This is a genomic window from Pseudarthrobacter sp. SORGH_AS 212 (assembly GCF_030818145.1).
Classification (GTDB): Bacteria; Actinomycetota; Actinomycetes; order Actinomycetales; family Micrococcaceae; genus Arthrobacter.
Window position 1 is genome coordinate 831071 of the sequence record NZ_JAUTAA010000001.1, and the last position, 21594, is coordinate 852664.

Below are 21594 nucleotides of genomic sequence, written 5' to 3' on the forward strand. Positions count from 1 at the left end.
GTACAACCATGGTCTACACTATTTCTCAATCCGGCCGCTTCCGGCCCCTCCCCGTTAGGACTTCGCATGAGCACTCGACTTCCTGCCGTCACCGTTGTCGGCAGCATCAACCTGGACCTGATCGCGACCGCCGAACGGCTGCCCACAGCGGGCGAAACCATCGGCGGCGCGATGCTGTCGGAGCAGCCCGGCGGCAAGGGCGCGAACCAGGCCGCGGCAGCCGCGCGGCTGGGCGGCAGTGCCCGGATGGTCGGCGCCGTCGGCAGCGACGCTCAGGGGCAGCGGATGCGGGAGGCGCTGGCGGACGCCGGCGTTGATACTTCCGATGTGGCCGTGCTGCCGGAGCCGACCGGGACGGCGCTCATCGTGGTGGACACCGACGGCGAGAACCAGATCGTGGTGTGCCCGGGCGCCAACTCGAACCTGTCCCTGGACGGTGTGGAGTTCGGCCCGGAGGAGACGGTGCTGTGCCAGCTGGAGGTCGGGCTGCCCGTGGTGCTGGAGGCTGCCCGGCGTCACAGCGGGTATTTCGTGCTGAACGCGGCGCCGGCCATGGACCTGCCGGCGGAGCTGCTGGAGCGCTGCGACCTCGTGATCGTTAATGAGAGCGAGTACGCCCTGATCCCGGCCCTCGCCCAGGCGAAGCTGGTGGCGGTGACGTACGGCGGGGACGGCTCGGCGATGTTCGAGCAGGGCCGGAAGGTGGCCGAGGCTCCGTCGGCCGCGGTAACGGTGGCGAACACCGTCGGGGCCGGTGACGCGTTCTGCGCGGCCCTGGTCCTGGCGCTGCGCAGCGGGCTGGACTACACGCGGGCGCTGGTAGTAGCGAATGCCGTGGGGGCTGACGCCGTGGGCGATCCGTCGTCGCAGCCGGATTTGGCACAGCTGGGCCACTACGTGGAGCGGACCACTGCGCCTGTGGGCACATGGTGAATGTCGCTTTCAGACGGGCGGTGCCGGCCGACTTTCCTGAGATCCGGCGCATCACCCGTGACGCCTACCTGCGGGCCGGACACTTCTCCCCAGACCATCCGTACATGAGTGTGCTGGAGGATGTGGAGCACCGGGCTGAGCATGCGCAGGTGTGGGTGGCGGAGGCGGCTGGCAAGGTGGTGGCGGCGGTAACGCTGACGTTCGCCGGCCTGCTGTACAGCGAGATCGCCGCCGACGGGGAGCTGGAGTTCCGGATGCTTGCCGTGGACCCGGCATACCAAGGCGGCGGCATCGGCCGGGCCGTGGTTCGGGAGATCGTGAAGCACGCCCGGCATCTGCCTGGCGTCGAGGCCATTAGCATCACCAGCGCCACCTTCATGGAACAAGCGCACCGCCTGTATGAGTCGCTGGGCTTCCGCCGCGCGCCTGAGCGTGACTGGTACGTGCCGGGGGAGGACGTGCTGCTGTGGGTGTTCACTCTGAAGTTGTGAAGCACTGCGGCATCTCAACGTATTTGTGTCCTCGGAGACAAAACCCGCAGTGGAGAGTCGACACCGGCTTCTCCAGCAACTACTCCCGGTAGAGCTGTCATATTCGGAATCATGGTGAGCAACAACAGTCCCTCACCCTTTGATGCTGGCCATATGTCTAAGCCGACTGTCAGCTATCGCGATAAAGGCTTAGCAGGTGAACTGGTGCCGGATCCTGAAGTGGTACTTGGCCCTGGTAGCCTACCGATTCTTCAGCCCGGGGAGACCGGAAGGGTTTTGGTGGGCGCCGCGGTCCCCGAAAATACAGGATCCTCCGTAAGAGTTGTGGTTCTTGGGCCTGATCCAGAAACAGACTAGACGCAACGGTTGACAAGCCGCCCAACAAAACGAAGCCGACAACTAGAAAAAAGTGGCATGGTTAGCCGCAACCCGCAGCCACCTCAACATGTACCCAGGCCCTCGAGGTTTCCGTTGAAACCAGACTTCAAGGGCGCAGGAAACGTGCGTTCAGGATCGGACCTAGTATTATCTCGTCCGTAAACTTAGATTGTCGGTCCGGCATTGTCCAGAGGCCTATCGAACTGGAGAGCAAATGCCAAAAAGTGGAGTGCGCAAAAATCCTAAAAAGACAAAGTCGAGCAACCTTCACGACAAAGAGCGCTTCGACCAGAGCCGTCGCTTGGCTCAAGGCTTTAGCAGCCTGTTCGCACTAGAGCGAGCCATGACAAGAGATCCCCAACTCCTTGCCGTCCGACTATCAATTCTGACTTCTCAAAGACGTAAGGCGATCAATCAGGGACCCAGCCTCCTTACCACAGCTAGCTGGCAGGGTCTGGCGCTTTTTCCGGCCGCCGATCTTGCCCTTTCTGTCTGTGGAGGGGACTGGCCGGAAATGAAGAACAGCCCCAACACGGATCGGTGGTCGACACACGTCCGGTGGGGCTTGGATCAATTTGCGGAGATCCAGCGCCTAATTGCCGCGGGCATGACATATGGCGCGTTGATGACCACCCGACTATTTTTAGAGCGGTGGACAATAAATATTGCTTCGAGTCACTCAATTCCTGCCCACGAAAGTGAAATGGAGAGCGCATATATTACCCGCGTCTGGAAGGTTTTTGGAACTACGATCAAACTCAACATGGGACACGAATGGGCCTGGCTGTCGGAGTGCCTGCACGGTAGAGACCGCTACCAGGACGTTCTGCGCGCGGATCTATTTGTCACAGGGAAGAGCTTTTCGGACGCTGAGACGAAGAAGTTTGCGAAACGCGTTTCGGAAATTGCCCATGCAGTACTTCTGCAAGTCTTTGCGAATATCGACACTATGCTACTCGAAAACAAAGTTCAAAATGTCCACTCTCCGATGCGAGTGACCTACACGTTACCGCCAGCCGAAGTGCTGAACGCTTCAACTTCCAGCCCTATTTTCAAAGCGCAATTTGCTCCCCTAGACCCTCTTTTTGTATTTTCAAAAATCGCGAACGATATAGTAAAAATTGGTCAAGAATATCGCGCAAATATTGCTTCCTTTGCTGCAGATGACGAGGAGTTTTCAATATCTTTTAGCGATGTCCTATCCGCTTTACTTGAACGTCGCGGAAGATCCGTAGAACTCGCCGTTAAGGCTCTCACCAGCGAAGGAGCGATCTACGATCCCGAGTCAGGTCGAGGTTATCTCCTGACCCGCCTATACAGATTTGGGGCGATCGCACAGGGGGCGATTCTGGTCGCCGGCGTGTCCCCGAAGCCGGAAGCGCAGGCTATGCGAACCGCTGCAGCCGCTCTGGAGTCAGCATGGAACCTATGGCTGGACGACAGCCATACTTCTCTAGGCTGTGTCCGAGGGCTCCTAGAGCAGACGGCGAGAGCGCGGGTCCACCGCCTCAAACCAGCTAAGGCGGAAAAGTTGGAGGCTAACAGAAACAGTCCCAATCGATGGCTCGAAGCGGCAAGCCTCAATCGACTAAACGAGTTTGGAAGAGCCTTGGGGGAATTTTCCCACCTCAAGACAACCAGTAGAAGGGACATGGCCTTCAAGAGGCTCATCGACGTACAGGAGCGTACTGCCGAATACCCGGAGCAAACTGCGCGCCTTCACGCTTTAGAAACCTCTGCCTACTTTCTCGCAAAGGAAGTGCATAGCAGATTGAGAAGACATTATCCAAACTTGGGTGAAGCCTTTCTCAAGACCGTGACTCTATTCGATGCAGATGGTCATAAGAACTTTGAAGATGAATTCATGACTAGAGCTCTTTCAATTAGAGATAAAGACTGGGGAGATCCAGACTTCAAGTTCTTCTAGTCGTCGTGTTCGTTTCGTTTGGAGCGGAAAAACAAAGGGTATTGCTGCGAAAGCCCGGGCACCCGCTGGAAACGGACTCTTCGCATTTAGGCATGTTCGTCTGTTTGATTCAGTAGGGTCGGTGGCCGCCGGCGGCGAGTAGGCATCTGAGTCTGTAGTTGGTGAAGTTGCGGAAGCCGCGGGCGATTCTGCGGGTGGTTTCGATGACGCCGTTGATTGCTTCTGTGGAGCCGTTGGAGGCGCCCGCGGGTGTCGAAGTAGGCCAGGATCGCGGCCTTCCATTGTCCTCTATACACGCGCTTGGAAAACGGGCGTGGTTTCGGGGCGAATGCCATATTTTGGGCGCCAAGTGTCTGTCGGCATGCGCGTGACAACGTCTCCGACATCTAGACCGCGCTTCGTCAATGCTCAAGTCCTCATAAACGACAGGTGAGAAAGTCGGACCCATCACCAATTCGGGCACCAGTAAAAACCAGAGAATAGTAGTTCGTGCCTTGTCTTCGAACCCATCGAACAAGGCGCCATTTATGTATTATCTTCTTATGGCTCGAATCCGTTCCTTTACCCGGTCAATAATGACGTCCCGGCTCCATCCTACCGAGGTGGATGCGGAATGGTCTGTCATCATCACTGCGGCCGGTCCGCTCCTTCAAATATCAACTTTCGGTTCGGATAGCAGAGCCAGCGCACCCAAGGTCAGCCAAACATTGCAACTCGATCGGGAAATGGCTAAGCAACTCAAAGTAGCGCTTGACGCCACCTTTCCGTCGCTCTGACGCGCCAATGACGACAGGCTTCCGCCGAACCCTTCCAGCAATCTCGGCAGCAGGACCGTTTCCGATCTCCTTGGAGCAACGCACTTGTGGATTTGCTGAAATGTCGGTCCACTCCACTAGATTGAGTGGACCGAACTGCGATGGCCGGACGAGCGCTGGGGGTTTGCTCGCTGCGACTGTGGCGCGTTCAACCACCGGGACTGGCGGCGATTGATAGGCTACTTCTGATCCAAATGACTGACAAATTCCAAGGAACCACACTATGACTGGCCAGACCTTCCGCATGGGCGAGCTGTTCAGTGGCCCTGGTGGCATGGCGCTCGGTGCACGGCTCGCTACTGAGGCCGTCGAAGGAGTCGAGCTCCAGCACGCTTGGGCAAACGACTACGATTTCGACACCTGCAAGACCTACCGACGGAACATTCTTGTACCGGAGTATGGCCTAGATGCAAAAGTCGTGCAATCGTCGGCAGATCTCCCTAAGGGCGGCGGAGGCGTAGTCCACCAAAACGTCCACAATCTTGATATCGACGCACTGGGGGAGATTGATGGTTTCGCATTCGGATTCCCGTGCAACGACTATAGCCTCGTTGGCGAGTGGAAAGGCCTTCGCGGTGAATACGGTCCGCTCTATACATATGGAGTACGTGTTCTGGCTTCGAAGCAACCCAAGTGGTTCGTGGCGGAGAATGTGTCCGGACTTCGGGGCGCTAACGAGGGAAGAGCATTCAAGCAAATACTCGAACATCTGCAGTCGCCCGACGACGGTCCGCGCTACCGCCTCGTCCCTCATCTTTATTCCTTCGACGAATACGGCGTTCCGCAAAGACGCCAACGCATCGTCATAGTTGGTATTCGCGATGACATCGATGTGGACTTCAAAGTCCCCTCGCCCGAAATCTACAACGCCATTGATGTAACCGCAAAGTCGGCCCTCACCGTCCCACCCCTTGGGCTAAACACCCCAAACCATGAGTTCGCACGTCAGTCCGAACAGGTAGTGGAAAGGCTTAGTTATTTAATGCCCGGCGAGCACGCGTTCTCACCTCGAGCGCTTAAGGTCATGCCCAAACGGCTCCACATCAACACTCGCACGACGATCAGCACCACCTATAAGCGGTTGGAACCCGACAAGCCTTCATACACGGTGACGGGCGCGGGAGGTGGTGGATCACACATTTATCATTGGATGTTCAACAGGGCTTTGACCAATCGCGAGAAGGCGCGGCTCCAGTCATTCCCAGACGATTTTGTATTCGAAGGCCTCAAAGACAGTGTACGAAAGCAGATTGGGATGGCCGTTCCGGTCAAAGGCGCCGAGGCGATCTTCACTGCACTATTCAAGTCATTCGCGGGGATCCCCTACCCATCGATCGATCCGAACATCGAAGTCACCAAGGTTCTTGAATCAAAACAGAAGTGACTACTACGAGTGGCGATGAACCAAGGAGTGGAATGGATCCGGAGATACTACAGCCGGGCGTCAACTTGCTCGAATCCATGCGTTCTGTCGGCTACTCACTCGAGGCCTCTGTTGCCGACCTCATCGACAACAGCATCACGGCGAAAGCGCACCACATCGTAATTGACGCAGATGTTGTCGATGGAACATACTTCGCGATCCTGGACGATGGATGTGGCATGACCTGGGGGGAGGCTCGCGAAGCCTTGCGACTGGCAGGCACCGTCGGAGACCGCAAGGATTCTGACCTCGGGCGTTTTGGCCTTGGCCTTAAAACAGCGTCGCTGTCACAGGCGCGATGCCTGACCTTGATCACTAAGCGTGCCGGCATGGTCACCGCGTTGCGTTGGGACATCGATTTCGTGCGCGCATCGGGTCAGTGGCTCGTCATCCCCCTTGACGAGACCGACCTCTGGGACCTGCCCTTGTGGGCCGAGTTGGATGCCCAGCTCAGTGGGACGCTCGTACTTTGGAACGAACTGGATCTCCTACTCGGTGATACAACCTCGCCAGGTCCCTACCTCGCCGAACGGCTCGGCGGAGTTCGTTCCAGTCTCGCTCTGGTCTTTCATCGGTTTCTCGCTGATCGCCGCAATCGGATCAGCATCACAATTAATGGCATCCCCCTGCGGCCGGTTGACCCGTTCCTGTCCGACAACCCGAAGACCCAGCGCACTGCACCGGAAACTCTCCAAATTGGTGGCGACGAGGTGCGTGTAGAAGGTTTCACGCTCCCTCACCCCTCAGGTCTCACGCCCCTAGAACGGCAACGGTCCGACCTCGGTGAGAGCATGCGGGAGGCGCAGGGGTTCTACGTGTACAGGAACCGCAGGCTTATATCGCACGGTCACTGGTACGGACTGGCACGCATGAACGAATTGTCGAAGCAGACCCGCGTCCAAGTCGATGTGCCGAGTACACTGGACGCGCTCTGGCAACTCGACATCAAGAAGTCTCGGGCAGAGCCACCTCAGTCTTTCAAGTTGCGACTCCGACAACTCATTGACCCTATCCTCAACCGGGGGCGCAGAGTCCACGCCTTTCGAGGGAGGCGAGAGAACACCGAAGTCGCGCACGTCTGGACGAAGCTGAAGACCCGTGACGGCTTCGGGTACGAGGTGAACCTCGAAAGTCCGCTCGTCGAGTCAGTCCTGTCCCGCCTAGACACCGATGACGCCGAACGAGTGGTCGGCCTGTTGCAGACCATCGCGAGCACCTTCCCGCTCATGGACGCCTACGTCGAGGTCGCCGCCAACGTCCCGTCGATCACCCCGAAACCTGAGCAGGAGGCACTTATCGCGAGCCTCCGAAACATTCGACGGTCAGGGCTGCTCAGTACCGACCCTGAAATTGCTGTGACTCAACTGGCCGGTGTGGAGCCGTTCAACACCCTTGAAGATTTAAACACGTTTGTCGATCTCGTCTGGAAGGACGCCGATGCCGCTGAATGACCGTCAGACCGATTTCAAGAGGTACCTCAAGGATCAGTTGTTCAACAGAGTCCGTCCGCTGACATTCGACGAGTTGGAGACGAAGGCGGGAGGGCTTGCTTCGTTGCTGTTTGAGGACCTCACCGCGACCGAGATCGCAGAGGTCCTTCAGGAGTTGACCCAGGAGAACGCTGTCGAGATGGCCCTGGGCGGCTCAATCGTCGACCCAACGACCTTCCGGCCTTGGATAGCGCAGCGTCGGGAAGAGGTCGAGACACTGCGTTGGGACGCCTACAAAAAGTTGCTCGTCAACCGGGACTGGGAAGCGAATGTCATCAATACGCTCGACTCGCAGACCGACGATGTAGTCGAGTTGCTGGGCGATCCGATGCAGGTCGACGGTACATGGCCCCGACGTGGCCTGCTTATGGGCGAGGTGCAGTCCGGAAAGACAGCGACCTACCTCGGCGTCCTTAACAAGGCGCTCGACTACGGCTACCAAGTGATCGTCGTCATTGGCGGCCACACGGAGGACTTGCGGCAGCAGACACAGACGAGATTCGATACCGACCTGTTGGGGATTGATTCGGAAACATGGGAAGACGGCATCAGCAATGCCGCCATCCGGAACGTGGGCGTCGGTGATATTCACGGGCTCCGCGCCCACTTGATGACGACCGTCCGACACGACTTCTCAAAGTCGAAGCGCGGTTCAAGTATTACCTGGGTGGAGGGCGGACTCCCGACGGTATTTATCACCAAAAAGACCCCTTCACTCCTGAATAACATCCGGACGTACATCAAGAGCCAAGCGCCAGGTGGGCGGCTGGACATTCCCCTCATCGTCGTGGACGACGAATCAGACTGGGGAAGCCCGAACACACGCGATAAGGAAGACCCGACGAGCGTCAACAAGGCGATCCGCGCGCTCCTCGATGTTTCGACGCGTAGCTCCTACTTGGCCATTACGGCCACGCCATTTGCCAACATCTTCATCAACGACCAGGCAGCATTCGAGTTCGTCGAGAAGCCGAGGCGTGGCGAGCCGGTAGCCGACGGCCCTGGGACTGTACTCAACGACCTGTTCCCGAGCGATTACATCAGGACTATGTTCCCGCCGAGCACCTACCGCGGCATCGGTACGTACTTCCCGGAGGACGGCCATCCAGCGATCAACACCGAGGTTGAGGACTGTCTCGCAATCATTCCGATCAAGCATAAAAATCATCACCCCGTCTCCGCACTCCCCGAGTCGATGGAGACCGCGATAATTGAGTTCCTTCTCGGGACCGCCATCCGCCGTATCCGCGATCAGAAGGTCAGGGCTGCGTCGATGCTCATCAACGTATCTCGATTCAAAAGCGTGGAACGCCAAGTAGCGGACCTGTCAGTACTGTTTCTCGAGGCGACGGCAGCGATGATCCTCGGCGAGTTCGCTCGACAGAACGCGGCCAGAAGCGCTGCAGCCAAGAGGATTCAGGACGTGTGGGATGTGGGATTCGCCAATGTGACCGACGTTGTTTGGAATGACGTCGCAGAAAAACTTGTCGAGATCGCTCCGGAATTCCGGGTCGACCTCATCAACGGTGACACCGCGAAGGAACGCGCGAAGCGACGGAAACTGATGACCGTTGCCGAGCGGGAAATTGACGATCTTGTACCGAAGATCGTGGTCGGCGGCGACATCCTTTCGCGTGGCCTCACCCTTGACGGCCTCCAAGTGAGTTACTTCGTCCGGGAACCCCGCACGATGGACACACTCATGCAAATGGGGCGCTGGTTCGGTTACCGCCCCCACTTCGATGACCTCGTGCGCATCTGGATGCCGGAAACGACGCGCGCGGACTTCACGCATTCGGCACAAGTCACCGACGAACTGCGGGAAACGCTCCTCGACATGAAAGCCCGCGGGCTCACTCCGAGGCAATTCGGTTTGCGGGTCCTCGTACATCCCGACAGCGTCGATATCGTCGCAGCGAACAAGGGGCGTGACACCCAGGTCATCGAGATCGGACCAACCGTCTGGCAGAACAAACTTGCGGAATCTTACGATCTGACGGGCGAAGCTGAAGTGGAGGAGGCAAATCAGGCAGCCGTAGAGACGCTGATCGCACGGCTCGGCCCTGCCACATCGGTGAAGACGAGCGACGAGTTCGACTCATGGCAGAACGTTCCCCTCGACGCTGTGCAGGACTTTTTCCGAACCTTCCAGGGCGACCGCCGCAGCCAGACTTTCGGTCGAGGCGCCGATGGGACTCTGCCAATCACGGATGCATTCAAAATTGCACCGGGAAGTGACCGCTGGAGTGTCGTATTGGTGAGCAGTGGCAAAGGGCAGCCTCACTGGTTCGGCGAGGATTTCAAAGTTTTCATGAGCGTCCGAAATAAGATGGGACGTAGCCGCCTTGACGGACACATTCGTCTCGACCGCCGGCGAGTTTCCTCCGCGGGCGACCTAATCGGGTCGCTCCTCACGTCGGAGCGCGAGGCGATGGAAGCAGAGCCGCGTTTCACTGCGGACGGCAGGCTAATGTCATCGCAGGCACGCACACTCTTTTCGATCGATCACCCGATCCTGATGATCTATGCCGTCACCGCGGCTGATCCGGCTCCTCATAAGGACACCTCGGATCTCACACAGGTCGAAACAGGTTTAACGCGCATCGCGGTGGCGATTGCATTCCCGAAGATGACTCAGGAGCAAATCGAGGACGCAACTCGCGAATCGAAGACCTACCAAGTCAATCAGGTCTACTGGCGCGCCTACAATGGTTTCGTCGAAGATGAGGGTGACGACGAAGTCGACGAGGACGAGACCTGATGAACGCTTCGCTCGTGGAGCCGCTGTTCGAGCAGGTGCTCGCCGCCGAGAGTGGGCGGATGATAGTCATCCTCCAGGCACCCTTCATGTTCGCCGCCGTAAATGACAATGGCCGTGCAGCCCTATTCGCCCGTGTCTCACTCACCCCAGCCCAGGTCGTCAGCGACGGGCAGGGATTCTCGGTGAAGACGACGCGGAGCGGGAACAACGACTATGTCCAAATCACTGCCAATGACCGGGGCCTACCACCCCTGTTCTTGAAACTGGTCGAGTACGTCCTAGGACGAGTCGCCGTGTCGACGTCGATCGACGAGGGCACCGAGCTTCTGATCCGCTCGATCGAGGAATATCGGCGCTTCGTCGGTCAACGCCGCGGTCGCCTCTCTGAAGCCCTAGTACGCGGCACCTTTGCAGAACTCCTGTTTATGCGCACGATCATCGCCGCCGGCATGAGCGTCGAGGATGCCGTCACGGCCTGGCGGGGACCTTGGGCGAAGGCGGGACTAGGTGTGCACGACTTTACGTTCGCTAATGGACGCGGAATCGAGGTGAAGTCGACTCACCAGCCGCCCGGAACAATACGAGTGTCGTCCCCGAGGCAACTCGTACCCTCAGAGCAACCGCTCGATCTCCTTGTGCTGCCAGTCGAAGACGCCCCGGAAGGCTCCACCGTGGCGATCCCGTTCCGTGCGTATGTGCACGAAACCGGCGAAATCGTCGCGGCTGCCGGCCCGGGTGCCGCAGACAAATGGGATGCAGCATTGGAAGCTCTCGCTCTAGACCTCTCCGACGAGTGGTACGACAAGTACCGTTTTCTGCCAGGCGAATGGCGGCGGTTTGCAGTGCAGCAGGGATTTCCGCACCTCGACATCCCTTCCCTTCCCGCCGGAATCATCGACCTCCACTACTCCCTCGAACTACTGAGGCTGACCCCCTTCGCGGCACCGTTCAGCGAACTGCTCAGCGAGATGGAATTGACGTGAGTATCGAAGTCGATGACCTACGCAACGAGATCAAGGTCGAGGCCGTGGCTGGGGACGGTGCCTTCGAGATTGAGGCGTTCGCCGCGGTGTTCGCCCGAAGGCTTGAAGATGCGGAAGCCGTAGCGGATCTCAATGTCGAGCCACTTCGCTGTAACGGACCGCGAAGGAAGCGTCTCGAGCTGCTTGGGTACGGAGAGAGTCCGCTCGAGCAGTCACTGGTTATTCTTGCCGGACGGTACTTCGGCAGGGACGCGACGCTCACTATGTCCGATGCCAAGGACGCCATCGGACGCGCCACCGGGTACATCGAGGCGGCTGTCGACGGCTGGCTGACAACGCACTTGGAGATGTCGTCGCGCGAATGGGAGTACGCCGATTACTTCTCGAAGCAGATCAGAGGCGGCAAGATCGCCAGGATCCGGGTCATCCTCATCACCGATGGCCTGATGAGCGGCCGCATTCGCACGGTCGAGAGTGGCACTGTTGCTGGTCTGAAGGCTACCTACGAGATCTGGGATCGGCGGCGAATCGTCGACGCTACTCTTCCCGAGCGCGGCAGCGAGGACATCCGCGTCGACTTCACGAAGTGGCTGTCCGATGGTCTTCCTTGTCTGGTCGCCCCCAGTAACGACGAGACTACACGGACCTACCTAGCCGTCATCCCAGCCAAGATCCTCGCGGACGTATTTGACGAATACGGCAGCCTACTCCTCGAATCGAACGTCCGGACTTTCTTGAGCGCAAGGGGCCAGGTGAATCGCGGCATCCAGAGCACCCTGGCTCAGGAGCCGGCACGGTTCCTGGCCTACAACAACGGGCTGACAACCACAGCGACTGAGGTTGAACTCGGTCGCTCGCCCGAAGGGACTACGATTCGTAGCCTCGACCGCTGGCAGATCGTGAACGGCGGCCAAACAACGGCTTCCATTGCACACTTCCTGCGCAACAGCAAGGGCGACGACGTCATCGACGATGTTTCCATCCAGATGAAACTCGTAACGGTTAGCGAGTCCGACTCGGCAACGGTGGTTCAGGCGGTCGCCAAGTACGCGAACAGCCAAAACAGGATAAGCGGAGCGGACCTTTTCTCCACGCACGAGTTTCACATTCGCATGGAACAAATCAGCCGACGTCTCAAAGCACCGGCGAAAGAGGGTCACCAGTACCAGACTGGGTGGTTCTATGAGCGCGCGAGGGGGCAATGGGAGAACGATCGTACTGCGCGTGGATCCGCCGCTGAGCAGGCGAAATTCGAATTGGAGTATCCGAAGTCACAACGCATCACTAAGACTGACTGGGCTAAGTACGATTACTGCTGGAGTCAGCATCCTGATCTTGTCAGCAAGGGTGCCCAGTCCGTATTCGCCGACTTTGCGACGAAGGTGGATACGCAGTGGACCAAGGACGCTGGCAAGGGTGCCGACGCTTACGGAGACGGCTACTTCCGTAGCGGCATCGGCAAGGCCATCGTGTACGAGACGTTACGCTCCCATGTACTCAAGCAGGATTGGTACAAGGCGGCTCCAGGCTACCTTGCGAATATAGTGGCGTATGCAATCTCTCGTTTCGCCCTTGAAATTGAGGCCCGTTTCGGCGGTGCCACCTTCGACTTCGGTCGAGTGTGGCAATGCCAGGCGATTAGTGGCTCGACACTTGCGGCGCTCATCGAGATCGCGAACGCAGCGCAGCAGCACCTAACCGAACAAAATCGTCCCCAGGCAAACGTTACCCAGTGGGCGAAACAGCAGGCGTGCTGGGACGGATTCACGAAGGTCGGCGTCCGACTCGAAAGTGGCATAAAGAACGACCTCGTCACCGCGGAGGAGGCAGGGGGACAAGCCGCCGACGACCGCAAGCAACGCGCACTGGACACTGGCTTCGAGGTGGTCAAGCGTATCCTTGCAGTCACACCGCAGGTGTGGGAAATGGTCTACCGCGCGCAAGTCCCCATATCCCCTACCGAAAAGGACCTCGTGCAGATGTTCGGCGTCCGGCAGGGTAAGGTCCCGTCTGACCGTCAAGCAGCCGTTCTCCTGCGACTACTGGGTCGAATGGCCGATAGCGGAATCATCGGGCGCGACAGTTATTAGCCGTAGTATTTCTTCTCGACAGGGCGTTCTTTCTGCGCCAACCCGCATGATTCTCAACCAGCCCACAGATGACCTCAACCGGGCAGACCTGTCCTCCATGGATGGGACGCGGCCTCCTGACCTGGAGCTAAGCACCCAACCAGCACGTCGTAACGCCCATCACGGCTAAGTTGACGAGCAAGGGCTTTCAAAAGTTCGAGAAGGTCCTCGTACGACATCTGCGCCAGCGCTCGATAGAACTGCAGTAGCAACAAGCCCGTAGTTCCCGTGGCGCTTTTGGCGAATGTACTGCCCCCGGTTGCCCACCTTGCGGCGTCAAGGCCGTCGCAGGAGTGGTCTATAGGGAGAGCGGTCCGGACGATGCGATCGGCGCTAATGTGTGATGGCAGTGGCTGGCTGCAACTCGCCCTCGAGTTTGAGCGTTGGCGCCCGTGGTACCTCGTCGGACTCCCCTCCTCGATGAAAGCAATTTTGTTGATGTGGGCCCTCATCAATGAGTACTCTTTGCCCTGCCCGGCCATGGAGCGTGTTTGCTGATGAATCATGAATTACCGCATTGGCAGCGCCGGCGTCAGGGCTGCACCTCGGACGGTGAAGGTGTCTTCGCGATTCAGGTCGTTTGCTCCGGTTCGAACCTTTTTTGCTCCGTCCCGTGAGCGACCGTTAGCGCCTTCTGGATGCCGATCTTCCCGGGCTTATAACAATAGGTGGACATCTTGATGAATTGGAGATTGCATAGCGGGCCGACCGCCCCTTACCGGCGCCGCCCTACAGGTGACCCGCGTATTCTCGGCCCTTCAGCACAGCATGAACATGATAAGCCTCTGCATCACTCAGACTGGCAATGTAATCGAGGATTCCTCGATATATCCTTTGAGGTCGCTTGTAGCTCGACTCTTGCGCCAGAGAGACGTGCAGAGCCTGCCGTAGCCCGTTAGGGAGTCGACGCAAGTTGTGAGGATCTGGCTGGTCCGACTCCCTGCCGATCTTGTAAGCGTCCATGGCCAAGGGTTCGAGGTTTTCAAATATTTCACGGAGCACTCGGCGTTGCCCCACCTGGATCGCCGCTAGCTTCGGCTCGTGAATTATGTGGTACCAAATCAACTGCTTGAGGACCGCATTAATCTGCTCTTGTGCACTATCCGGTTTCAGCCGACCGTCAACAACGGTGGCAGAACTTATGAATTGCCCCAGAAGAATACCGCGCAACCTGTCAAGGGCTGCCAGCCCTTCCGTATCCCCTGAAAAACGCGCGCTCGGGAACTGTACATACAGTCGGCCCAACGCCTTCTTCGTCTCTTCAGTGAGTGGCCCGAGGGCCTCCGGACTTTCAACATATTTCAGAAAGTCCTTGGCTGTCTTTGTGCCTTGCTTGTAATCGTCTAGGGGGATCAAACCAGCTCTAAAGAAATCTTCGATGTCATGTACTGCATACGAGATGTCATCCGCCCAGTCCATGATCTGGGCATTAAGAGAGGGCTCAGTGGCTGATCCAACTGCCCACTCAAGAATGTCCTTGTCGCAATCGTAAGCCCCCCATTTTGTGGGTTTTTTATCAGAATGTCCTCTAAGCCACGGGTATTTGATAGTCGCGGCAACTGCTTCACGCGTCATGTCTAGCCCGTACGCGTCCTTGGCCGAGTCTCGGTGAACCGCTAGGAGGGCAATAATACGAAGGGACTGGGCGTTCCCTTCAAAGCCATCCTCGAGCTTGCAGCCATTACATGGGTCGTCTAGGCGAACTTGACTAGCTCGCTTCGGCTCCTTCTGATGATTTGCACACACTACCAACGAATCCAGTTCTTGTTCGCCAGCATGGCCAAACGGTGGATGCCCTATGTCGTGGGCTAGGCAGGCGGCTGCTATTGCGTACTGATCTAGTTGAGAGGAATCCCCGCCCAACGATTGCAGGTGCGTACAGATAGACACGCCTACCTGCTCGACCTTCAGAGAGTGCGTCAGACGATTGTGCAAAGCCATCATCGGGGTGCCCAGAGCAACCTGGGTAACCCCTCCTAGGCGACGGAAAGCCTCGGAGTAAAGAACACGGTCTCGGTCTCGGTGCGTACCAGTTCGGTTTGAGGAGTCAGTCGCTTGCCGACCCGACCGCCGGGCAAAGCGATCGTCAGCGCACACGAACTAGATAGCTATTAGTGAGCACCAGTTCTCCGTCAGCGATCATCTCCTGAAGCACCGATACCGCTTCCTCCGCCGTGACTTCCCGCGCCTGCATTTTAAGGATGTAGTCCGTGGGCTCTACCTCCCCATGCTCGGCGGATGCTAGCGCTTGAAGTACCTCGTGTGCGTGATCCTTGGCGTTCAACTTAAGGACTGACATTTTTCGCCTCGCTCTGGTCTCACTAGAAGCTCTTAATACTGTCACACGGACAAAGGAGTGATCTGTGACTCCCGACACACAGAACATACACCGTGTGGCTGACAAAGGATGCCTTGTATGACCTAATTCTTACGCAAGTTTTCGGGCCGGGCGGGCAGCAAGTCCTCACTGGCTTGTTCTTTACCATCGGGTCGTTGCACTGCCTCCAAGCTTGCAAGGGGCGGCTCAGGCTCTACCCAGGTGACAGACGCTCAAAACCTGCTCTTGCAGTGCGCGTGATTTTTCCCGTGGCGAAACCGGGCTCCTGCCAGCGTGGGACAAGCACGAGCACAGGTCTGCCTACTGGCCAAGAGCTGATGGCTATGGGCGAGCTGTAAATGATCTGGAACTATCGGGCGATATTTCGACTAAAGCATGCGGCGGATGCAGGCGGAGAGCGGTCCGGCTGCATCCAGCACTACCGCTGAGGGAACAGGTACTGCCCCGGGCGCGGATGCTGGGCTATCCCGGCTCCCGGAGGCCCATTCCTGAGACATATCGCGATGCGGTACCTCGCAGCTCGGAGGGAGCTGATCCATACTCCGTCGAAGATACCCCCGTTAAATTTACACGTGGATCTTGACGGCGCCTGTTCGAACCGCTCACGAGCTCGCGCTGATTTCGGCAAGAAGGGTTGCCGCCGACTGCTCCCAGCTGACTACGCTGGCGATGGAGCGCCGCAACTCACTCGCTTGAGCCCGGGCAAGAACAGCCTCGTCAATGACTTGCTGAATTGCGTCTGCCCATCCATCTGTGGCAAGGCGCGTCGAGGAGTTACGCGTTGTAAGGATTGACGAAGGGAGCGTGTCGATTCCTGAATCCCGAAGGAACTGGGCGAGACCTGACTCGGAGCTGATCAGCACAGGAACACCACTAGCAATCGCCTCGTATGCTGCTAGTCCGAAGCCTTCGTGCCGGGACGGCATCAGGACTACCCGCGCCTGAGCCAGGTCCTGTGTGACTTCAGCTTCGGAGTCCGAGTACGGACGCAGGTGATACGTGACCCGTTCCTCGAGAATCTCATCCAGTTGGGCCTTGACCGCAGACGCCGTTTCGTCCGGAACACCTCGAATTACCAGTACCGGGACGTAGGGCTTGGACGATGGCCAACCGTCAACAATCCTCAACAGTGCCTCAGCTGCGATATCAATACCCTTCGAATGGAAGTCGTCGGCTCGCCCAACAATTACCACTCGGTTCTTGATCGGCGGGTGCGCAACGGTGACGTCGAACGTCGCTCGAAGCCCTGGGACGAGGCAGATAACCCGCGGCTGCGGTCCTGGACCGATAAGCTCGTCACGAATCGTCTCAGTCAGTAGCGGGCCCACCCCGACGACAAGATCTGCAGACCGGGCGAGCTCGCGTTCGAGGCTTCGACGAATATCCGCGCTCGTCATGTTCGAGCGGCCGCCGGGCGTTTCTTTCGCGGCCTCGAGTTGTTCGGCATCGGTGTGTACGAAGTGCACACGCCGAGCTTGCGGAAAGAACTGTTGCTGGGCAGCCGCATAAGGACCGAGTATCCGACCGTGGCCAATGATGACGTCGGGCTCCCATCCATTATCGGCGAACACTGGTCGAAGAAGCAGCGCCTCACGCTCGCTCAGCCCTGGGATCCGGGCTGGAGTCACCAGTGCAACGGCTACCTCTGAAGCCGATTTCACATCCTCGTCCGACGCATAAGGCACCAGTACTGCCGCCTCAACACCAGCCGCGGCAAGGGCAATAGCCAGCTCCCTGTTGACTGTAGAGATCCCCCCGCGTCCCGATCCCCACTCATCCGCGACGAGCAGGATGCGTTGCTTCCCGGACTCCCGCTTGGTGGGTGGCGGGGGTGGCGCGACCGGACTCTGCGTCTGCAGGAGTTCTAACGCATCTCTCGTGGAGTGGGAGTGGATGAGGTCTTCTTCGTTGCCGTCCAACGCGGATGCTGCATCAAAATAGCGCCACTGCAGTTGCCTGTCTGCCCATCCCAGGAGAACTGAGTCGTACCCAACACCGTCCTCAGAACGAAGGAGTCGGTGCACCATCGACGTTACTAACTCGTAGAAGCCAGGTCGATCAAGTCTGTGCTCGGTGAACAAAAGAATCGCGCTTAACGTGACTTCGCCTCGGAACGAGCGCCGCGTTTCAACTGCGGTGGCCAGCAGCTCAGCCACCCTGTTGGAGACGTTCTTTCCGAAGGATGTGCCGCTTAGCACCTTGAGTTCGACGGCCACCGGGTTGTCGTCCGGACGAGGGATCAAGATGTCGGGGCCGCGCGCCGCACCCCGCAGGTCGTACTGCTGTCCGCCCAAGAGTTCAGCGACCAGCCGCTCGAGGGCCAGGTATCGTAGGCTGTTGCCCGCCTCCGAGGCGGTCAATACCGCAAACAGTTGTTGCTCGGCCGAAAGTTCCATAGGCATAAGCGTATGTGCCACAACTGCTGAGGTGCTCGAGCCCCTCGTTCACGAAACGCACCGCGATCGCACGCCGATGGCTTATCGTCTATCTTGCATGTAGACGGAGAAGGCGCCGTTGTCCGGGCTGGCGGCGTGACCTCGCCGAGACTTATAGCCGCCGCTGCCTGAACATCGGGAACGAGTCCCGCACCCGGTCAACAGTCTCCAGCGAAACCGCCACCAGACGAACCCGCGGCTCCAACCCAAGATCCGCCTCAACCACGCCCATCGGATCCACCAGCACGCTCCGCCCCACCGACACCGGCGGTGCCTGGCACACCCCTGCCACGTACACACTGTTCTCGATCGCCCGCGCGGCGTTCAGCGCCAGCCACTGCTCCGTCTTGTATTCCCCCGGCACCCAGGACGAGCAGACCAGCAGGACCTGCGCACCGCCGTCGGCCAGTGATCTGGCCAGCTCGGGGAACCGCAGGTCCTAGCAGGTCATCAGCCCGAACCGCGCTCCCCCGTGCTCGAACACCACCGGCTCAAGGGACCCGCCCGGCTTGATGAACTCGGACTCCCCAAACCCCTGCGCGTCGAAAAGGTGGATCTTCACGGTAGGACGCCAGCGGGCCGCCGTCGGACCCGAACGCCGCCAGCGTGTTGTACGCCTTGCCCGGCTCCTCCGAGGCTTCCACCACGCCCGTCACCGGCGCGATGCGGTGGCGGCGGGCAATCGCGGCAAGCTCCCGGCAGACCGGGCCGTCCAGCGGCTCGGCCACCTGGGGGAACGTGGCGTCCACCTCCTTCTTCTCGTAGGTGGCGTACTCGGGGAAGGCCACCAGGGCGGCGCCGTCGCGTGCTGCCTGCGCGGCGAACCGGTCGATCGCGGCGAGGTTGGCCTGGATGTCGCCGCCCGACTCCAGCTGCCCAGCGCTATCCTCACAAGAGTTCCTTCCCTCGGCCCAAAAGCCACGCTCCAAACAAGACAGGCTCAGGCGGCTGCCTCGACCGTCGCCTTCTCCGTGGCCATCGTCTTCGACGGAAGCCCCAGGCGATCAGGGCCAGGACCACGATGCCCAGCGCCAGCCAGGACACCCCCCGCGTAATGGCGTTGCTGTCCAGCTGGGAGAGCGGGTAGGCGCAGATGACGGCGCCGATCACCGGGACCACCACGTACGACACCGCGTTCAGTTGCTGCCCGGGCAAGCGCTGGCGCACGTAGTGGAACACCACCGAGGCGTTCACCGGCGTGAAGGAGGTGAAGGCACCAAAGTTGATGAAAGACGTTGACGTGGCCACGTCCAGGAAGAGCGCGATCAGGCCGATGATGCCCGTGATCACCAGGTTGGCCACGGGGGTGTGGAACTTCTCGTGGAGCTTGCCGAAGACCGCCTTGGGCAGGACGGAGTCGCGGCCCATCGCGTACATCAGGCGGGAGGCGCTGGCCTGCGCGGCGAGGCCGGAGGAGAACTGTGACACCACCCGGCCGGCCAGGAACACGGCACCGAACAGCTCCCCGCCGATCTGCAGGGCGATGGCGCTGGCCGCGGACGCCGGGTCCTCGAACACGCCGCTGGGGTGCACCAGCTGGGTCACCGCAGGAGGCAGTCAGAATGAACAACAGCTACAAAGTGATCTAAAGAAAAATGTCGTAGATCCTTTTGTCCGAACCCTTACGTGGCAGTTTGCACCACGTCTTGAGTTGCTTGGGTCACTCGTTCTATGCGGTTTCGTAGCTCCTGCTGAAGAGCAGCGTCCTGCCGTATCTGCACCATGACCATAGCGATGTAGTCATCGACGGAGGTGCAAAAGAGGGCCTTAGCAACCCTGTTGCGGTAACCGGATTCCCTAATGGGGAACTGGAGCATAAAGGCTTCTAAATCAGATTGCACTACTAGCGATTCGTATTGAGCTGAAAAAGCATCGCGATCAAGGGCGTGAGTGAGAATTATTGGGTTAGTAGTAAGAGACTTCTGGGTCAGCGAGTTAACCTGTGCAGAAAGTGCGCTCCTTGCATCAGCAAGGACAGCCTGCGTAATTATTCGCTCTTTGACATCTTCACGCTTGAGTTCCTCCACGGATTCAATATGGCCCTTACCAAGCAACTGAGTAACATCCACATCACGAGCGGCCGCTTGTTTCCCAGCGATGGCAGCCTGACATATAGGCAAGAAAAGGAGGTTTTCGACCTCATGGCTCGCGTTAACCCAAATTCCATCCTTTGCAAAGGTCTCAACTTCAGCGTCAGTACGTCGGTCTGCATCGATAATTCCCTTGGATTCGACCCATGCAAAGCCGTGAATGTTTTTTAGATTCTTTGTCGACCTGATGACCTCGCCACATGACCCAACGGGTACAACGTGCCAATCAGGATAAAGAGCCGTATATAGCTGATCATCAAGGCCTCCATGGATTCCCTCGCAAAACAAGATACGGCGTCGTGCACCAAGAATGGCCTGCATGACACCATCGGGTATCTCAACATCTGATGGCACTTCCTGCAAGTCCCATTCCACAATCCGCCCCTCGTTCCAAACGCTTCCTTTGAGTACGAAAACTGCGGCACCACCTGTTTTCAGTTCAGTCGCTAATTCTATGTCGTGCGTAAATACAACAAATGAACAATCCGGGCGCTCCCGCAATGCAGAAGTAACAAGCGGGGCACTAACCGACCTGTGCAAATGGCGCTCTGGCTCGTCAAGCAGAATGACTGCATCCTTAGGCGCCGTCAAAACCTCGCCTGCTAAAATGAGGCCACTTTTTTCACCATCGGACATCATTGCGATTTGATACTCAACATCGCTAGAATTTTTGGTCGACAGTTCTCCGACTTCGCTGATGCTAACGGAAACGTCAAGACCAGCTCGCCTTAGTATGCGATTAAGCTTTACAAAAGGCCGTTCACCAAGGTCTTTCCAGTCCGCCTCCGACTCTACCGCCTTCGCTATTTTTGCATTGTGATAATTTTCGGCTGACGAAAGATCCAGGAGAAGGATGGAGTTTCGGTTATCACCCAGGACGTCCTTCCATCGCGACTCATCCTGCCTTTCCTGACGCTCCCAGTAAGAGCCGTTTGACAAACGAGTCGCCGGGGTCAGGCTTGACGCGGACGTACTTAACCAAATTTGACGGTGGGCGGCCAGTCGTTCGATATTCTTATCGGAAGGAAATTCCCGCATCATCCAGGTAGCTAGGCCCGACTTACCAGCACCGTTCGCGCCGAGCACGACAGTCGTCCGCCCCGGGCTGGATGTCATGTTAGCGATTCCGCCGGGGGTAGGAACCTGCCAAGCGTGGAGGGGCATTGATGGCTGAACAGACGGTGTCTCGGGCATGCCAATATTCTAATCGCGGTAGTTTCCTCGGCGCTGATGCGTTTCGCGTTTCGACAACCCCCCTCAGGCGCGGCGAAGCGACTGACAGGACGGGCCACCAATGGTCGGAAGTTTTGGATAGTAGATCGGGAGCGGGCGATTACACTCGCCACCCTTCGCAGCCACCTGGAAAACTTGCGCGCAAAGCCGAATGAGAAATAGCAAATG

14 protein-coding genes and 1 pseudogene are annotated in these 21594 nt (G+C 58.4%); 8 read left to right on the forward strand and 7 right to left on the reverse strand.

All coding sequences use genetic code 11. The features are described from left to right. Positions 1-66 precede the first annotated feature (66 nt). The 3 genes from QE394_RS03685 (at position 67) to QE394_RS03695 (ending at position 3729) form a co-directional block, all read left to right on the forward strand. Positions 67-933, forward strand: a complete 867-nt coding sequence (locus QE394_RS03685) for a ribokinase (RefSeq protein WP_349033752.1) — start codon at positions 67-69, stop codon at positions 931-933. Further along, positions 927-1424 (forward strand): GNAT family N-acetyltransferase, encoded by a 498-nt coding sequence (locus tag QE394_RS03690; protein ID WP_349033753.1) that lies wholly within the window; start codon positions 927-929, stop codon positions 1422-1424. The genes QE394_RS03685 and QE394_RS03690 overlap by 7 nt, the downstream gene beginning before the upstream one ends. 592 nt (positions 1425-2016) lie before the next feature. After that, a complete protein-coding gene (locus QE394_RS03695; RefSeq protein ID WP_349033754.1) occupies positions 2017-3729 on the forward strand; it encodes a hypothetical protein in 1713 nt (570 codons plus the stop codon). Between the two features lie 109 nt (positions 3730-3838). Here QE394_RS03695 and QE394_RS03700 read toward each other — a convergent pair. Next, a pseudogene (locus QE394_RS03700) lies at positions 3839-3998 on the reverse strand (transposase); the annotation flags it as partial. A gap of 769 nt (positions 3999-4767) precedes the next feature. Here QE394_RS03700 and dcm point away from each other — a divergent pair. From dcm to QE394_RS03725, 5 genes are read left to right on the forward strand one after another with little or no spacing between them, the layout of a single operon-like run. After that, on the forward strand, positions 4768-5928 hold the full coding sequence (dcm, locus tag QE394_RS03705) for a DNA (cytosine-5-)-methyltransferase (RefSeq protein ID WP_349033755.1): 1161 nt from the start codon (positions 4768-4770) through the stop codon (positions 5926-5928). A gap of 32 nt (positions 5929-5960) precedes the next feature. Further along, positions 5961-7418 carry an ATP-binding protein gene (locus QE394_RS03710; RefSeq protein ID WP_349033756.1) on the forward strand — a complete coding sequence of 486 codons (1458 nt, stop codon included), beginning with the start codon at positions 5961-5963 and terminating at the stop codon, positions 7416-7418. Then, the gene (locus tag QE394_RS03715) at positions 7405-10218 is read left to right on the forward strand and encodes a Z1 domain-containing protein (RefSeq protein ID WP_349033757.1); all 2814 of its coding nucleotides are present in this window, start codon (positions 7405-7407) and stop codon (positions 10216-10218) included. The genes QE394_RS03710 and QE394_RS03715 overlap by 14 nt, the downstream gene beginning before the upstream one ends. Beyond that, a complete protein-coding gene (locus QE394_RS03720; protein WP_349033758.1) occupies positions 10218-11201 on the forward strand; it encodes a PD-(D/E)XK motif protein in 984 nt (327 codons plus the stop codon). The genes QE394_RS03715 and QE394_RS03720 overlap by 1 nt, the downstream gene beginning before the upstream one ends. Beyond that, complete coding sequence (locus QE394_RS03725) at positions 11198-13291, forward strand: AIPR family protein (RefSeq protein WP_349033759.1); 2094 nt, start codon at positions 11198-11200, stop codon at positions 13289-13291. Before QE394_RS03720 ends, QE394_RS03725 begins: the two co-directional genes overlap by 4 nt. 768 nt (positions 13292-14059) lie before the next feature. Here QE394_RS03725 and dgt read toward each other — a convergent pair. The 6 genes from dgt to QE394_RS03755 form a co-directional block, all read right to left on the reverse strand. Next, positions 14060-15427, reverse strand: a complete 1368-nt coding sequence (gene dgt, locus QE394_RS03730; protein ID WP_349033760.1) for a dGTP triphosphohydrolase — start codon at positions 15425-15427, stop codon at positions 14060-14062. 843 nt (positions 15428-16270) lie between these two features. Continuing rightward, entirely contained in the window at positions 16271-18064 is a 1794-nt protein-coding gene (locus tag QE394_RS03735) for a glycosyltransferase family 4 protein (protein WP_349033761.1), read from the reverse strand. A 151-nt stretch (positions 18065-18215) separates the two neighbouring features. Beyond that, complete coding sequence (locus QE394_RS03740; protein WP_349035368.1) at positions 18216-18539, reverse strand: nitrilase-related carbon-nitrogen hydrolase; 324 nt, start codon at positions 18537-18539, stop codon at positions 18216-18218. 55 nt (positions 18540-18594) lie between these two features. Further along, positions 18595-19032 carry a nitrilase-related carbon-nitrogen hydrolase gene (locus QE394_RS03745; protein ID WP_349033762.1) on the reverse strand — a complete coding sequence of 146 codons (438 nt, stop codon included), beginning with the start codon at positions 19030-19032 and terminating at the stop codon, positions 18595-18597. Then, a complete protein-coding gene (locus tag QE394_RS03750; RefSeq protein WP_349033763.1) occupies positions 18992-19648 on the reverse strand; it encodes an amino acid permease in 657 nt (218 codons plus the stop codon). Before QE394_RS03750 ends, QE394_RS03745 begins: the two co-directional genes overlap by 41 nt. Positions 19649-19725: 77 nt before the next feature. Next, positions 19726-21387: an ATP-binding cassette domain-containing protein gene (locus QE394_RS03755; RefSeq protein WP_349033764.1), complete on the reverse strand. Its 1662-nt coding sequence runs from the start codon at positions 21385-21387 to the stop codon at positions 19726-19728. Between the last annotated feature and the right edge of the window lie 207 nt (positions 21388-21594).